15 protein-coding genes are annotated in these 15,466 nt (G+C 71.6%); 10 read left to right on the forward strand and 5 right to left on the reverse strand.

From position 1 onward, the window contains the following. Positions 1-32: 32 nt before the first annotated feature. Together ACFYY7_RS29655 and ACFYY7_RS29660 are read right to left on the reverse strand one after the other, a co-directional pair. Complete coding sequence (locus ACFYY7_RS29655; RefSeq protein ID WP_388666243.1) at positions 33-269, reverse strand: DUF397 domain-containing protein; 237 nt, start codon at positions 267-269, stop codon at positions 33-35. Then, a complete protein-coding gene (locus tag ACFYY7_RS29660) occupies positions 266-1,102 on the reverse strand; it encodes a Scr1 family TA system antitoxin-like transcriptional regulator (RefSeq protein WP_388666246.1) in 837 nt (278 codons plus the stop codon). The genes ACFYY7_RS29655 and ACFYY7_RS29660 overlap by 4 nt, the downstream gene beginning before the upstream one ends. A gap of 175 nt (positions 1,103-1,277) precedes the next feature. On the opposite strand from ACFYY7_RS29660, the gene ACFYY7_RS29665 reads away from it, so the two are divergent. Further along, entirely contained in the window at positions 1,278-1,664 is a 387-nt protein-coding gene (locus ACFYY7_RS29665) for a hypothetical protein (protein ID WP_388666248.1), read from the forward strand. A gap of 90 nt (positions 1,665-1,754) precedes the next feature. Here ACFYY7_RS29665 and ACFYY7_RS29670 read toward each other — a convergent pair whose 3' ends face one another. Further along, on the reverse strand, positions 1,755-2,453 hold the full coding sequence (locus ACFYY7_RS29670) for a hypothetical protein (protein ID WP_388666250.1): 699 nt from the start codon (positions 2,451-2,453) through the stop codon (positions 1,755-1,757). Positions 2,454-2,746: 293 nt separating this feature from the next. On the opposite strand from ACFYY7_RS29670, the gene ACFYY7_RS29675 reads away from it, so the two are divergent. From ACFYY7_RS29675 to ACFYY7_RS29685, 3 genes are read left to right on the forward strand one after another with little or no spacing between them, the layout of a single operon-like run. Beyond that, entirely contained in the window at positions 2,747-4,228 is a 1,482-nt protein-coding gene (locus ACFYY7_RS29675) for a DUF4331 domain-containing protein (RefSeq protein ID WP_388666253.1), read from the forward strand. After that, positions 4,225-5,541, forward strand: a complete 1,317-nt coding sequence (locus ACFYY7_RS29680; RefSeq protein WP_388666256.1) for a tetratricopeptide repeat protein — start codon at positions 4,225-4,227, stop codon at positions 5,539-5,541. The genes ACFYY7_RS29675 and ACFYY7_RS29680 overlap by 4 nt, the downstream gene beginning before the upstream one ends. 18 nt (positions 5,542-5,559) lie before the next feature. Next, positions 5,560-7,092: a nickel transporter gene (locus tag ACFYY7_RS29685; protein ID WP_388666259.1), complete on the forward strand. Its 1,533-nt coding sequence runs from the start codon at positions 5,560-5,562 to the stop codon at positions 7,090-7,092. On the opposite strand, the gene ACFYY7_RS29690 is transcribed toward ACFYY7_RS29685, so the two are convergent. After that, positions 7,093-8,955, reverse strand: a complete 1,863-nt coding sequence (locus tag ACFYY7_RS29690) for a protein kinase (protein WP_388666262.1) — start codon at positions 8,953-8,955, stop codon at positions 7,093-7,095. It abuts the gene before it with no gap. A gap of 224 nt (positions 8,956-9,179) precedes the next feature. Between ACFYY7_RS29690 and ACFYY7_RS29695 the strand changes: the two genes are divergently transcribed. The 3 genes from ACFYY7_RS29695 to ACFYY7_RS29705 all read left to right on the forward strand — a co-directional run bounded on the left by ACFYY7_RS29695 (position 9,180) and on the right by ACFYY7_RS29705 (position 12,194). Then, positions 9,180-10,553 (forward strand): aspartate aminotransferase family protein, encoded by a 1,374-nt coding sequence (locus ACFYY7_RS29695; protein ID WP_266731725.1) that lies wholly within the window; start codon positions 9,180-9,182, stop codon positions 10,551-10,553. 120 nt (positions 10,554-10,673) lie between these two features. Beyond that, positions 10,674-11,420, forward strand: coding sequence for a GntR family transcriptional regulator (locus tag ACFYY7_RS29700; RefSeq protein ID WP_388666266.1), 747 nt, complete (start codon positions 10,674-10,676; stop codon positions 11,418-11,420). 123 nt (positions 11,421-11,543) lie between these two features. Further along, on the forward strand, positions 11,544-12,194 hold the full coding sequence (locus ACFYY7_RS29705) for a hypothetical protein (RefSeq protein WP_383711822.1): 651 nt from the start codon (positions 11,544-11,546) through the stop codon (positions 12,192-12,194). A gap of 46 nt (positions 12,195-12,240) precedes the next feature. On the opposite strand, the gene ACFYY7_RS29710 is transcribed toward ACFYY7_RS29705, so the two are convergent. Then, positions 12,241-13,002, reverse strand: a complete 762-nt coding sequence (locus tag ACFYY7_RS29710; RefSeq protein WP_388666270.1) for an SLATT domain-containing protein — start codon at positions 13,000-13,002, stop codon at positions 12,241-12,243. 357 nt (positions 13,003-13,359) lie between these two features. On the opposite strand from ACFYY7_RS29710, the gene ACFYY7_RS29715 reads away from it, so the two are divergent. The 3 genes from ACFYY7_RS29715 to ACFYY7_RS29725 all read left to right on the forward strand — a co-directional run bounded on the left by ACFYY7_RS29715 (position 13,360) and on the right by ACFYY7_RS29725 (position 15,143). Further along, positions 13,360-13,695: a YbaB/EbfC family nucleoid-associated protein gene (locus tag ACFYY7_RS29715; RefSeq protein WP_072487886.1), complete on the forward strand. Its 336-nt coding sequence runs from the start codon at positions 13,360-13,362 to the stop codon at positions 13,693-13,695. 57 nt (positions 13,696-13,752) lie between these two features. Continuing rightward, a complete protein-coding gene (gene recR, locus ACFYY7_RS29720) occupies positions 13,753-14,352 on the forward strand; it encodes a recombination mediator RecR (RefSeq protein WP_266417409.1) in 600 nt (199 codons plus the stop codon). A 131-nt stretch (positions 14,353-14,483) separates the two neighbouring features. Further along, positions 14,484-15,143 carry a DUF5063 domain-containing protein gene (locus tag ACFYY7_RS29725; protein ID WP_266731732.1) on the forward strand — a complete coding sequence of 220 codons (660 nt, stop codon included), beginning with the start codon at positions 14,484-14,486 and terminating at the stop codon, positions 15,141-15,143. Positions 15,144-15,466 lie beyond the last annotated feature (323 nt).

Consider the following 15,466-nt stretch of genomic DNA (forward strand, 5'->3'; position numbering starts at 1 on the left):
GGGCAGGACGCCTCCCCCGGCCCTGCGAAACGTCAGTCCGCCCAGGTGAGGAACGCCGCCCAGGCATCGGGAGCAACCGCGAAGGTGGGCCCGTCGGGCACCTTGGAGTCCCGGATGTGGACGGAGTGGGGGCAGGTGGCGACCTCGATGCACTCGCCGCCGCTGGAGCTGCTGTACGAGGACTTGCGCCAGTCGAAGGCCACCTCGATGCACTCGCCGCCGTTGGCGTTGCTGTAGCTGGACTTGAACCAATGCAGGGTGTTGCTCATTCCTCGTCTCCTGCCAACTTCTTGATGAGGTTCAGCGATTCGCGAAGACCCATTGCCTGTGCTCGGATCCTCGCACATCGCTGGGAGTACGTGCTTACCTTCGCCGGGTCGCTGAGTGTCCAGCTCTCCTCCTGTACTTCCAGGTAGACGAGGTGCCGGTGGTCCGGGGTCTCCACCAGGGTCAGGCCGCCATGACCTCCGGCGTACTCCCCGGTCAGGCCGCAGTCCAGTGACAGCACCTGGAGCGTTACGTTGCGACGCTGGGCGCACTCCGCGAGGTACCGCAACTGCTCCCGCATGATTTCCTCGCTGCCGATTGCCCGAGTGAGAACCGACTCCTCCAGGACCAGTTCGATCAGCGGCGTCGGGTCCCGGTCGAGGAGCGCCTTGCGGGCCATCCGCGCCTCGACCAGCTCCTCCACCCGGTCGTGAGGAAGCGGCGGGAACCCGCCACCGATCAGCGCCCGCGCGTACGCCTCCGTCTGGAACAGCCCGTGCACCACGGTGTTGGCGTACAACTGGAGCGCCCGCGCCGCCTGCTCCACCGGCACGTGGTTCTTGAACTCGTCGGGGTACGTCTCCATCCGCATGTACAGCCGTGCCCGCTCGAACACGCCCATGCCGTCCCCGAGCACCCGCTCCAGCCCCGCCAACATGTCGTCGCTCGCGGGCTGTGCACACGTCTCCATGGCGCTCACCGCCGCCGCCGAGAAGCCGATCTCTTTTCCGAGCTGTTCCTGAGTCAGCTTCTTCCGCATGCGGGCATTTTTGGCCACATCGGCCACCAGCTTGGCCGTCGGACTCGCCGTTTCCTTGTTTTCCGCTCGCGCCATTGCGATCCCTTTTCGACTCAACCGGTCTCAACCGGTCACTACCCGGCCCCGCCGAACTCGACTGAGGTTCAGGGGAGTTCGCGCAGGTCAACGGGTATGCGACGCCCCTCGTCAGTCACGTAAAACGGTAACCAACAAGGGTCAGACTGGTCCTGTGAATGCGCCGCAAAGTGAAATGAACCTCCAGTGGATTCCGTACTCCGGATTTCAACTGCGCAGAGCAGGCGTGCAATTCGACGCCGTGCGCGTGGACGGGGAAGAAGGGCGTCGGCTGGCCGGATTGATGGAGGCGATCACGGGAGGTGAGCCCGGTCCCGTCGTCACCGAGGCGAACGGACGGCGGGCGGTGTACTTTCTCGTCCCGGCGGGGGGCACGGAGGGCAAACCGTGGCCGGCGGGGGTGACTCGGCTCAACGCGACGGCGGGCCGGATCAGTTACGTACCGATCCCCGCACTGTGCGGTCGGACCTGGCCGCTGGCCTGGCACTTCCCACCCACGGCGCCGGACCGGTTCGTCCACACGATGCTGCTGCTGCACGCCGCGACCGCCCTGCTCTGCTGACCGGGCGCGGGCAGCACGAAACGGCCGACCCCCGACCGGCCCCGCGAACGGGACCCGGCCGGGCGTCGACCGAAACGGAAAAAGGGCCGGTCAGAAGCTCGGGAAGCCGATGGGCGAGGAGATCTGGCCCGGGATGTAGTCGAAGTTCGGCGTGAGCGTGCCGAGCAGGCTGCCGACGCGCGGACCCGGACGGCCGGTCACCTCGGCGAACAGTCGCGACGCCTCGGCGGTGATGCGGAACGGCACCTTCTCCAGCCGGAAGCCCGTGGGGCTCGGGCGGGCGCCGAGCAGGGCCTCGGCGGGGGTCGTGTCCGCGATCATCAGCTCGTCGGCGATCGGCACACCGTTCACCGCCACCCCGGCGGAGTAGCCCGGGGTCGGCATCACGCGGATGTACGTCGGCTTCAGCGTGATGGTCGTGTCCGAGGCGGCGTGATGGAAGTTGAGGCCACCGGGGTAGAAGATGCGGCCCCGGGAGTCGAGACCGTCACCCGCCGTCGAGCCGATCGGCATGGAGAAGCCCCGGCCGTCCGCGTCCATCACGAACGGGCTGATGGCCTCCAGCGTGATGCCCTCGGTCCGCATCCAGGTCAGCAGTTCCGGGCTGAGCTCCACCTGGGCGTCTCCCCACGGGGAGATGTACACGCCGGGGAACGGGTCGGCAACTGCCGCGTGGGGGGCGGGGACGGAGTTCGAGTCGGCCGCTCCGGCCGATGCCAGGCCGAGCGGCACGCTGAGTGCGGCCACTGCGGCGAGGACGGTGAGACGGCGGATTACGCGCATACTCATGGGGCCTTCCTGATCTGATGCTGCGTGGGGGGAAGTGCCGGACAGAGCTGTCCAGGCGGCCCAACAGGTTGTATGAAAAGTGGAATTGACCGATTGACGAAGAAGCGTCACGGTTCTCGACCGCCCGTCGGGCATGTCCATCAATGCATACATACGCGCTCGGTCAAACGGTCCTTAGACCGCCCGGCGGAAAAGCTCCACGCGATTGGCGGCGATCGGCGTGCTGAGTTCGCACCATGATCAACAGCGCACCAGTCTGGGCGGACTCCCCCCACCTAGCACTGGAGCGTCGCATGTCCGCAACTGCCAGACAGCCACGCCGTTTTCCATCCGGCCGTCTCGCCGCGCTGACCGCCACCGCCGCCGCGCTGACCGCCGCGTCCCTGTGGGGACCGCTGACCGGAAGCAGCGAGGCGGGCGGCCACGTCGACGCTCCGTCGTCGGTGCTGGACACGGCGGCGGACCTCACCGACGTCTACGCGTTCAGCAGCCCCGACAACCCGGACATGGTCACCCTCATCGCGAACGTCCGGCCGTTCGAGATGCCCGGGACCGCGCTCAACGCGCTGGTGGACTATCCGTTCGCGACGGGGGCGCGGTACGAGATCCACACGGACGCCGACGGTGACGGGGTGCCCGACACCACGTACCGCTGGACCTTCCGGGACGACGACCGCAGGCCCTTCGGGCTCGGGCCCAAGGTCGGTCCGGCGCCGGTGACTTCGCTGGACGACCGCTCGCTCGGGGTGCGTCAGAAGTACAACCTGGAGCGGGTCACGGCGGGCGGCGCCAGTCAGACGCTGCTGAGCGACGGGATCGCCGCGCCCACCAACACCGGCCGTTTCCTGATGCCGGACTACGGCAAGCTGCGCGCGCAGGCGATCCGCAAGCTGCCGGGCGGCGGCCAGACCCTCGCGAGCCAGGTCGCGGACTCGTTCAAGGCGGACACCCAGGTCTTCGGCCTGTACACGGTCGGGACGCGGGGGCCCGTGCCCGGCTGGCTGCCGGACGCCCAGCCGCTGTCGGTGCTCAATGTGAACAGCCTGATCATCCAGGTGCCCAAGAGCGAGGTGGCGCTGAAGGGCGACCCGGCGCGCAACCCGGTGATCGGGGTGTGGGCGAGCGTCTCCAGGCCGGGCGCGGACCTGGGCCGCAGCCTGGCGAAGCAGGCCCCGACGTTCCGCCAGGTATCGCGGCAGGGCAACCCGCACCTGGCGTTCGCGGTGTACGGCTCCACCATCGGCCTCTCCAGGCCGGGCGGGCCCGAGGACCGCTTCCAGGCGCGGGCACCGAAGGACGACCACCTGGAGAACGAGTTCCTGGCCGGCACCCTGGACCCCGTACCGCCGCACCGCATCCAGGCGGCCCAGGGGTACCCGGCACCGGCGACCCCGCGCACCGACATCCAGGCCCTGTTCCTGAAGGGCATCGGCGCGGACAACGGATCGAAGTTCGGCTTCGACCTGAACACCCACATCATGAACGCGGACGCCGACCGCAGCCGCATCGTGATGGCCGAGGAACTGCGGCTGAACCTGACGACGCCGATCACCGCCGCACCCCGTGCCATGGGCGTGCTCGACGGCGACCGGCAGGGCTTCCCCAACGGGCGCCGGCTCAACGACAACATCGACGGACCGCTGTTGCGGATGCTGGAGGGCGAGCCCGCCCAGCCGTCGCCGCCCGGACTGCTGCCGGAGCCGGTGGTCGCCCTGGAGGTCGCCGACGCGCAGAACACGTTCCCGTATCTCAACCTCCCGCACGCCGGCCCGTGAGGCGTCCGATCTCCGTGGCGGGCGCGGCGGTGGCCGTCGCCGGGTGCGTGGCGGGACTGCTGTACCTCGGTCCCGGCACGGAGAACCATCCGACGGCCACCGCCCCGCGGGCCGGTGCGGCGCCCGACGCCGTGGCCCTCGCGGTCGCCACGGCCCGCAAGCGCACGGAGCGCTACCCGGACGACCCGACGGTCTGGTCGGGCCTGGCACGGGCGGAGGTCGAACAGGCCCGCGTCACGCTCGACGCGGGCCGGCTCGACGCGGCCGACGAGGCCCTGCGCCGCTCACTGGCCCTCCAGCGCAAGGACAACTACGCGGCGGTGACGGGCCAGGGGCTGGTGGCCAACGCCCGCCACGAGTTCGCGGACGGCCGGAAGTTCGGGCTGAGCGCCACCCGGATGGCGCCGGACCGGGCGGACGGCTACGCGGTGCTGACCGACGCGGAGATCCAGCTCGGCCACTACCCGGCGGCCAGGGCGGCCGTGCAGCGTCTGCTGGACATCGCTCCGGCGGGGGCCGCGTACAGCAGGGCGGCGTACGACCTGGAGACCAACGGCCGGCCGGAGGACGCCGCGATCGCGCTGGGGAGGGCGTTGGAAAGTGCGGCCACCGCCGACGAACGGGCCTTCGCGGAGGCCCGGTTGGGTGACCTGGCCTGGAACGAGGGCGCGGTGGACCGGGCCGAGTGGCGCTTCCGGCGGGCGGTGGACGCCGTACCCGGGCATCCGTACGGGGAGGCCGGGCTGGCCAAGGTGCAGGCGGTGCGCGGTGACACGGCGAAGGCCCTGGACAGGTACCGGCGGCTGGTGGCACGGACACCGCTGCCGCAGTTCCTGGCGGAGGCCGTGGAGCTGGGCGGGGGCGGGGAGCGGATGCGGGGGGAGAAGGCGGCGCTGGACGCGCAGGTGCGGCTGCTGCGCGCCTCCGGCGGGCCGGTCGACCCGCATCTCGCCCTGTACGTGGCCGACCACGGGGACCCGGAGGTCGCGGTGGAGCTGATGCGCGGGGAGTGGAAGCGGGCCCGGAGCGTGATCGTGGCCGATGCGCTGGGCTGGGCGCTGCACCGCGCGGGGCACGACGCGGAGGCCGTCGGGTACGCCCGGCAGGCGGCGCGGACGGGGTGGGGCAACGCGCTGTTCCGGTACCACCGGGGCGCGATCGAGCACGCCCTCGGGCTTCCCGAGGGTGACCGCCACCTGCGGGAGGCGCTCGCCCTGAACCCGAACTTCTCGCCGTACCACGCTCCGTTGGCCACCCGAATGCTGAAGCAGAAGACCCAGCAGAAGAACCAGCAGAAGAACCGACAGAACTGAGTTCTCGCGTTGTTGTTGATGATGAAGCGAATCGGCGGTGCGGTGCCTGCCGCGCTGCTCCTCTGCCTGACCACGGCACCGCAGGTGCACGCCCAACCAGCCCATCCTCTGGGGAACTTCAGCCTGAATCATTACGACGGGCTGCGGCTCGTGCCGGACGGGATCGAGGACACGGCCGTCGTCGACAGCGCGGAGATCCCCACCGCCCAGGACGAGGAGTCCACCGACCGGGACCGGGACGGGAGGGTCTCGGCGGCGGAGGCCGCCGCCCGCGCGAAGGCCCGGTGCGCGGAACTGGCCGGGCGGACCCGGGCCTCGGTGGGCGGCGAGGCGCTCGGCTGGCACGTCGGGCGCACCTCCCTGACGTACGGGAAAGGGGCGGCGGGCCTGCCCATCGCCCGGCTGACCTGCGTACTGCGGGCGGACGCCGATCTGTCCGGGCCCGCCGACGTGACGTTCGCCTCGGGGGCGGAGGCGGCACGGACGGGCTGGAAGGAGATCACGGCGGTCGGGAGCGGGGTGCGGCTGGTCGACTCCTCGGTGCCGGAGCGCAGTTCGAGCGATGCGCTGCGGAGCTACCCGACGGGTGGGGACGGCGGGCGGTCGTCGGACGTGGTCGATGCGCGGATCCGTACGGAGCCGGGTGCGACGGGGGCGGAGGGCGGGGCGGGCGCCGCCGGGTCCCGGCTGCCGGGCGCGGCCCCGGCCGTGGACCGGGGGGCGATTCTCTTCCCGGCGCTGGAGGACCGGCTCACCGGTCTGACGTCGGGCCGGGACCTGACGGTGCCGGTGGGCCTGCTCGCAGTCCTGCTGACGATGCTCCTGGGCGCGGGGCACGCGGCGTTGCCGGGGCACGCGAAGCTCGCCGTCGCCGCCTGCCTGGCACGGAAGGAGGGCGGCGTGCGGGCCGCGCTCGCGGTGGGTGCGACGGTGACGGTGACCCACACGGCGGGCGTGCTGGCGGTGGGGCTGGTGCTGACGGCGGGGGGCGGCTTCCTGGGGGAGCGACTGCTGGGGTGGCTGGGGGCGGTGAGCGGGGCGGTGATCGCGGTGCTGGGCACGGGACTCGTGGTGACTGCGGTACGCGCACTGCGGACGGGGCACCCGGCTTCGCACAGCCATGAACACGGGCATGGGCACGGGCACGGGCACGGGCACGGGCACAGCCATGCGTACGCGCACGCGCATCACCACGATCACGATCACGGGCATGATCACGGGCGTTCCCGTCGTACCGGGCTGCCCTCGCTGCTCGGCGTCGGGCTGGCGGGCGGGCTGGTGCCCAGCCCGTCCGCGCTGGTCGTCCTGCTGGGGGCCGTCGCGCTCAGCCGTACGTTCTTCGGCGTCCTGCTGGTCGTCGGCTACGGCGTCGGCATGGCGCTCACCCTCACCTCCGCCGGGCTGCTGCTGGCCGGCGGCAGCAACCGGCTCGCCGTCCTGGGCGAGCGGCGGCTGCCCGCCCTGCGGCGCTGCACCCCGTACGGGAGCGTCCTGACCGCGCTGGCCGTCCTCGCGGTGGGAATCGGCCTCACGGTGCGCAGTCTGGCCTGATCATTCGTCCTTCGTGTACGTGAGCTGCTCGCCGTTGTCGTTGTTCTCGCGGCGCAGCGAACCGTCCGGGAGCAGGGTGAGCGTGGTGGCCTTGCCCGCCGTGCAGGACGTCATGGGCTCGCCCACCGTGACCGTGGAGGGGCCGACCTCGACGGGGCCGCCCGGGGCCGGCTCCGTGGTCAGCTCGGCCTGGAAGACGCAGTGGTAGGTGCCGCCGGTGTCGAGCGGGCCGTCCGCGGTGAGGGTGAGGACGCTCTGTCCGACCGTGCCCTGCTGGATGACGAGCTTCCGGGTGGAGTGGCCGGCGGCGTTCTCGATGGAGCCCGACCAGGTGCCGAGGTAGCCGGACGGGATGGGGCCGTCGCTGTTCTTCTTGCCGTCGCCGGGGGAGGGGTCCGGCGAGGACGGGTCGTCGGTCCCGGGGGAGCCCGACGAGGTGTCCGTGGGGGACGCGGAGCCGGTGGGGCCCGGGGTGGGTTCCACCGGCTTGCCGTTCATGAGCGCGTAGACCGACCCGCCCGCCCCTACCGCGACGAGCAGGGCGACGGCGATGAGCGCGATGGTCGAGCCCCTCCGGCGGCGGGCCGGTTCGGGGGCGGGCTGCTGCGGAGCGGTGGGGTAGCCGGGGCCGGGGCCGTACGGGGGCGTGCTGCCGAATCCGGGCTGCGGGTGCTGGGGCTGGTGGTACTGCTGCTGCGGCTGTGGCGGGTACCCGTAGCCGGCGGGGGGCTGCTGGGGGCCGAAGCCCTGGCCGGGGTGCGGCGGGTATCCGTAGGCGGGGGCAGGCGTGGGGACGGCCGTGGGGGCGGGCGCGGGCGTGGGGATGTGTGTGGGAGTGGGCGCGGGGGTGGGCGGCGCGGGCTCCGGGGATGCGGCGGGCGCCGGGGGCGCCTGTGGCACCTGGGGCGCTGCTTCCGCCGGGCTCTCCTCCGGGTCCTCGGAGTCCAGCAACTCCACCGCGTGACGGCCGAGTTGGGCTATCAGGGCGCCCGGGAGCCAGGGTTCCGCCGTGTCGCCGTCGGCCAGGCGCTCCAGGATCGCGTCCGTCGTCGGACGGGCGGCCGGGTCCTTGTGCAGGCAGTCCCGGACCAGTTCGACGAGGTCCACGGGGACGCCGGTCAGGTCCGGGTCCTCCTGCGCGATCCGGAACATCTGCGCGTGCGGGTTGCTGTCGGACGGCCCGAACGGAAGCCGGCCGGTCGAGGCGTACGCCAGTACCGAGCCGAGACAGAACACGTCGCACGCCGGGGTGACCCGCTCGCCCCGCACCTGCTCGGGCGACATGAAACCGGGCGATCCGACCAGGGCCCCGGTGCGGGTGACGGCGCCGTCGATGACGGTGTCCAGCGCGCGGGCTATGCCGAAGTCGATGACGCGCGGCCCGTCGATCGTCAGCAGGATGTTGGAGGGCTTGAGGTCGCGGTGGACGATCCCGGCGGCGTGGATGTCCTGGAGGGCGTGGGCGAGACCCGCCCCCAGGATGTGGACCGAACGTTCCGGCAGGGGACCGTACGCACCGGAGGCCGCCCCCTCGGGGGTGCGCGCGCGGCCGGTGACGGTGGCGTGCAGGGAGGGGCCGGCGACGTAGCCGGTGGCGACCCAGGGCACGGCGGCCTCGGTGTCGGCGTCCAGCACGGGGGCGGTCCAGACGGATCCGACCTGGCGGGCGGCCCGTACCTCGTGGCGGAAGCGGTCGCGGAACTCCTGCTCCTCGGCGAGTTCGCCCCGTACCAGCTTGATCGCTACGGTGCGGCCGCGGTCGGACCGGGCCAGATAGACCTGGCCCATGCCGCCGGCGCCGAGACGGCCCAGCAGCCGGTACGCGCCGATGGCACGCGGATCCTGTGGCGTCAGGCTCTGCATGGCGCTGAACGTCCTTCCCCCGGGTTCGAACTGAGCGATGCCTCGCGTGGCTCGCTCGATCATAGGGATCCACGCAGCGCGTGGCCGGGCCGGTTGCGATCCGGGCTCCCTCCGTTCCGCCCCGGCCCCGTACGGCGGCAACCCGACACCCTGCCCAGCGGAGCGCCCCACGCCATACAAGGTGGCCATGTCGACCCGCTCCCGGTACCGCCTACGCTCGCCGCATGACCCCTCATGCCCCGCATGCACCGCATGTCGACCCCGCTGCCGGTGCGGCCGTGAAGGCCGCCGACCGCGCGCACGTGTTCCACTCCTGGTCCGCCCAGGGCCTGATCGACCCGCTCGCCGTCGCCGGCGCCGAGGGGGCGTACTTCTGGGACTACGACGGCAACCGCTACCTGGACTTCACCAGCGGTCTCGTCTACACCAACATCGGTTACCAGCACCCCACCGTCGTCGCCGCGATCCAGGAGCAGGCGGGCAAGCTCGCCACCTTCGCCCCCGCGTTCGCGATCGAGGCGCGCTCCGAGGCCGCACGCCTCATCGCCGAGCGCACCCCCGGCGACCTGGACAAGATCTTCTTCACCAACGGCGGTGCCGAGGCCGTCGAGAACGCCGTCCGGATGGCCCGGCTGCACACCGGCCGTTCGAAGGTGCTCTCCGCCTACCGCTCGTACCACGGCGCCACCTCCACCGCGATCAACCTGACCGGTGACCCGCGCCGCTGGCCGTCCGACAACGGCTCGGCGGGCGTCGTCCGCTTCTGGGCGCCGTTCCTCTACCGCTCGCCGTTCCACGCCGAGACCGAGGCCGAGGAGTGCGCCCGCGCGCTCCAGCACCTTGAGGACACCCTCGCCTTCGAGGGCCCCGGCACCATAGCCGCGATCATCCTGGAGACGATCCCCGGCACCGCGGGCATCATGACGCCGCCGCCCGGCTACCTCGCGGGCGTCCGCGAGATCTGCGACCGGTACGGCATCGTCTTCATCCTCGACGAGGTCATGGCCGGTTTCGGCCGCACCGGCAAGTGGTTCGCCGCCGACCACTTCGACGTGGTGCCGGACCTGATGACCTTCGCCAAGGGCGTCAACTCCGGTTACGTGCCGCTCGGCGGCGTCGCGATCTCCGCCGAGATCGCCGCGACCTTCGAGACCCGTGCCTACCCGGGCGGACTCACGTACTCCGGTCACCCGCTGGCCTGTGCGGCCGCCGTCGCCACCATTCACGTGATGGAGGACGAGAAGGTCATCGAGAACGCCGCCCACATCGGCGAGACGGTCCTCGGCCCCGGCCTGCGCGAGCTCGCCGAGCGCCACCCGTCGGTCGGCGAGGTCCGCGGCCTCGGCGCGTTCTGGGCGCTGGACCTGGTCCGCAACAAGGAGACCCGCGAGCCGCTGGTCCCGTACAACGCGGCGGGCGAGGCCAACGCGCCGATGGCGGCCTTCGGTGCCGCGGCCAAGAAGAACGGCCTGTGGCCCTTCATCAACATGAACCGCACACACGCCGTTCCGGCCTGCAACATCACCGAGGCCGAGGCCAAGGAGGGCCTCGCGGCCCTCGACGCGGCGCTGTCGGTCGCGGACGAGCACACAGCGTGAACCCGTAGCCGCGGGGCCGCCCGGCAGGCGCCCCGCGGTACGTTGCCCCTCCCCTGCCCGGATCCGGGCACAGCGGCCCTGGCTTAAGGTGACCGGAAGCAAAGAACGGGGAGGGGCGCCATGTGCGCGAGCGGAGCTGTGACCCGCAGTACGCTGCGGCAGCAGATCGCGGACGCGCTGCGTGACGAAGTGCTTGCCGGGCGTCTGCAGCCGGGGCGGGAATTCACGGTCAAGCAGATCGCCGAGCAGTACGGCGTCTCGGCCACGCCGGTGCGAGAGGCGCTCTTCGACCTCTCCGCGCAGGGGCTGCTGGAATCGGACCAGCACCGGGGCTTCCGGGTACGGGAATTCACCGTCGCCGACTACCGGTCGCTGGTCGAGGCCCGCAGCCTGGTCATCGACGGAGTCATCCGCGGCATCTTCTTCGGCAACGCGCTCTCGCCCGCGCAGTTGACGGGGTACCGGGACTGCCTGGTCCCCGTGCGCCGCAGGGCCCAGGAGGCCGCGCGGGCGGCGCTGGGCGGCGACCTCGACATCCTCATCGGCTACGACCTGCGGTTCTGGCGCGAGCTGGGCGTGCTGGTGGGCAACACCTACATCAACGACTTCCTGCACCGACTGCGCGTCCAGGCCTGGGTGTTCGCGGTGCCGTACCTGCGCCATGACGCAAGGGCCCGGGACTGGCTCTGGCACGGTCATCCGGACCTGGTCGCGGCGATCACCCTCGGCGACCACGACGCGGTGCGCGCGGTGATGGACGACTACAGCGCGCACGCGCTGAACTGGGCGGACCGGCTCGCGGCCGGTGAGCTCGAACATCCGGGGCGCGGCGGGCCGGAGCCGGTAGCGGGTACGCCGGAGCCGTAGGGCCTGCCTCCTGTCCCCGTCGGTACCGGCCACTGTGCGCAACGCACCCACCGCATTACGCTGTCCCGACCAACCCGAACGTTCCACACGTTCCATGCGCACCCAAGGGGAGAGCGAGACTTCGTGGCCTGTGACCTGTGGCTGGTCCCCCTCGTCGATGTGCTGTGCCACAGCCCCGACAACCCGTTCGCCGAAGAGATAGCCGTCTACGACAAGGCGTTGGGCGAGGCCGGACTGCCGCCCGTTCCCGTGTACGCCTACATGCCTGGCCTGACGGGCGACGTCGCCCCGGTCGCGGGCTTCGACTACGACGCCCTGCACTTCCTGCGCCGCGCCTTCCTGCTCCAGCTCAGCGGCCTCGCCGTCACACCGGTCGGCGAACTGGGCGGGGATTACGAGCAGTTGCTGGAGATGTTCGAGGCGTCGGCCCAGCAGTCCCACCTGGTCTGGCACTACGACCACGCCGGGGCGTACGTCCCGCTGGACTTCGCCGCCCCGCTCTCCAACGACGACCTGCTGGCGGGCGGCGGCCCGCTCGGCTCCTCGCACGGGCTGCTGCGGGAGCTGCAGTACGTCGCCCCGTCCATCGGCATCGACCCGGCGAACCCGCCGGCCGCCCCGCTGCCGCCCGCCGCGCCGACCTCCCTGGAGGAACCGGCGGCGCCGATCCCGTACGACGACAGCCCGTTCGCCCGCGAGCGGCACGTCTGGCTGGGCCTGCACGCGGCGGCCACCCGCAGCCTCGCCCAGGGCTCGATGATCATCTTCAGCTGAGGCCGGCAAGGCCCCCGGGGCGGCCCCCCCGGGGGTCACCGCGAGGTCATCGCGGTGACTCCGGCGGGCGCTGGCGCGGCATGTTCGGCCGGGTCATCGTCTGGAGCGGGAACCGCCCCGGCAGCACCCCCTGATCCGGACGCCCGCCGTTCCCCGAGCCCGACGACAGCGCCTGCAGCCCCATCGGCGCGGGCCCGGCCCGGAACTCCACCATCCAGTCCGCGGTCTCGGTGCGCACCAGCTCCGTGATGTCCTCCGAGAACCGCCGCAGCACCCCCAGGCACCGTTCGGCCGCCTCGCTGGCCGTCCCCTCGGTCGGGCCGAGCACCTCCCGCACGCACTCCGACGCCCAGTCGAACTGCAGCACCTGGAGGCGCCGCTGCACCGCCTGGGCGGTGGCGAGGTCCCTTATCCAGCCCGAGGTGAGGCCGAAGTACCGGTCGCACGCCATGCACGCGGCGCCCAGCAGCAGCGACAGATAGCCCCAGCCCGCCGCCCCGGGCAGCGCCCCGGTCAGATCGAGCAGCGGCAGCGCGGTGCCCGCGACCGTCCCGAGCGCGGTGCCGATCCGCAACGTCCTGGCGCCGCGGCGCTTGCGCACCCGGTCGTTCAGGTACCAGTCGGCGGTGCGCAGCGCGTCGGCCTCGACCCAGCGGTACAACTCGTCGAGGCGGTCGGCGGGTTCGCCCCAGTCGCCGAGCGGGAATGGCGTACCGGTCAGATCCCGGCCCCGTGCGCGGGAGTCCGAGCCGGCCGGACCGGGCTCGTTGCGGGGCGGCCCTTCGGGCTGCTTCTCCGGCTGACTCACCGGGTACTCCTCTGCATTCTGCGTAGCGGCGCCTGATGTGGCGATGTGTTTCGAGACGGTGGGGTGCTCACTGCTCTCCGGCATGGCCGACTGTCCCGAGTGGGTAACTTTGCGTGACGATCGGTGTGCCTGGGTGTCCTGATGCGTGTGCCCTTCCTACCGCCGAATGGTGGGCTGCGGAGGAGAAAACGCGGTATTCCCGGGTGCGCAGGGCCTGTGATCAGGTATAGGAGCCCGGCAAGGGCTGCCTGAAACTCACTCGAAAGAGTTGCGCGCCAGTGAGTGGGGCGCGCTGCCCGGGGACCACGTAGGCTCGGCTTACCGAAACATTTTGTCGTCGAATTGCCAGGAGTGACCGTGATTCCCGGTGGTGGTCAGCCCAATATGCAGCAGCTGCTGCAGCAGGCCCAGAAGATGCAGCAGGACCTCGCCGCGGCCCAGGAGGAACTGGCCAGGACCGAGGTCGAGGGCCAGGCGGGTGGCGGTCTCGTGAAGGCGACCGTGACCGGCTCCGGCGAGCTCCGCAATCTGGTGATCGACCCGAAGGCCGTCGACCCGGAGGACACCGAGACGCTCGCCGACCTCGTCGTCGCCGCGGTCCAGGCGGCGAACGAGAACGCGCAGCAGCTCCAGCAGCAGAAGCTGGGCCCGCTGGCCCAGGGCCTGGGCGGCATGCCCGGCCTCCCCTTCTGACCCGTCCCTTCTGACCGGTCGAGAACAGAAACAGAACAGGAAAGGAAGGCGTTCCCGTTGTACGAAGGCGTGGTTCAGGACCTCATCGACGAGCTGGGCAGGCTGCCCGGCGTCGGTCCCAAGAGCGCGCAGCGGATCGCCTTCCACATCCTGCAGGCCGAGCCGACCGATGTGCGCCGCCTCGCCCATGCCCTCCTGGAGGTCAAGGACAAGGTCCGGTTCTGTTCGGTCTGCGGCAACGTCGCCCAGCAGGAGCAGTGCAACATCTGCCGGGACGCGCGCCGGGACCCGTCGGTGATCTGTGTGGTCGAGGAGCCGAAGGACGTCGTCGCGATCGAGCGGACCCGTGAGTTCCGGGGCCGGTACCACGTGCTCGGCGGCGCGATCAGCCCGATCGAGGGCGTCGGCCCGGACGATCTGCGCATCCGCGAGCTGCTCGCCCGCCTCGCCGACGGCTCGATCACGGAACTGATCCTGGCGACCGACCCCAACCTGGAGGGCGAAGCCACCGCGACGTACCTGGCGCGGATGGTCAAGCCGATGGGCCTGCGGGTCACCAGACTGGCCAGCGGCCTGCCGGTCGGCGGCGACCTGGAGTACGCGGACGAGGTCACCCTGGGCCGCGCCTTCGAGGGGAGGCGCCTGCTCGATGTGTGACGCCTTTACGTCTTCCGATGTTCTTCCCGTGACCGTTTCGAGGGGCGTTCCCACGACTCACGGCGGCTTTACGTTCAGCGACGCTATGTTCTACTCACCGTTCGCGACCGTGCCCACGGGAGGTCCCCTCGATGTCTGACGCCACGCTGAACTCCGTCACGCAGGACCCGGACGACTTCGCCGTCCAGATCGCCGACCAGATCAAGACGTTCATCGTCGCGGTCACCGAGGTGTCCAAGGTCGAGGAGCCCGAGGAAGCCGTCCCCGTCCTGCTGCTCCAGGTCTCCCAGCTCCTGCTGGCGGGCGGCCGGCTCGGCGCGTACGAGGACATCGTCCCCGACGAGCGCTACGAGCCGGACCTGGGCGCCGAGCCGGACGCCGACGGGCTGCGCGAGCGCTTCGCCGCCCTGCTGGAGCCGATCGACGTCTACTCCGAGGTCTTCGACCCGTACGAGCCCCGCAAGGCCCCGGTCCCGGCCCGGATCTCGGACGACCTGGCCGACCTGGTCACCGACCTGCGCCACGGCCTGGCCCACTACGAGGAGGACCGCACCACCGAGGCGCTGTGGTGGTGGCAGTTCTCCTACTTCTCCAACTGGGGCTCCACCGCCTCCGCCACCCTGCGCGCCCTCCAGTCCCTGATCGCCCACATCCGCCTCAACCAGCCCCTCCAGGAGCTGGACGGCCTGGACACCGACACGGAGACCCTCGACGACGACCTCGCCGAGGAGGCCGGCCGGGTGATGGCCGAGGAGATCGCGGGACCGCTGGGGCTGCGGCCGGTGCAGTAGGCGCCGCCCCCGCTGCCCCGCTGCCTCAAGCCTCTGTCAGCACCCGTCGCACCGCGGGTCGCCGGGGACGCGGTCAGGGGGAGTGCGGCGAGGGCGAGAAGCAGGGGCAGCGAGCGCAGGGGCAGTACGCGTAACGGCGTGCGCATGGCGGGCCTCCGGTGGGCGGATGGTTGGGTTCCGGTTCACGCTGGAGGTGCAGGACCGGTGAATCGTGGAGCCGGGCCGCCGGGCGTGTGGCCTGGACCACATACGGCATGCGAGCCGGTTCGGCGGGCAGCAACCCCGTACGAGCGGTCCGGAGCGACACGCCGATGATCACGTGC

It is taken from the genome of Streptomyces sp. NPDC001933, from assembly GCF_042890955.1.
Lineage (GTDB): Bacteria > Actinomycetota > Actinomycetes > Streptomycetales > Streptomycetaceae > Streptomyces.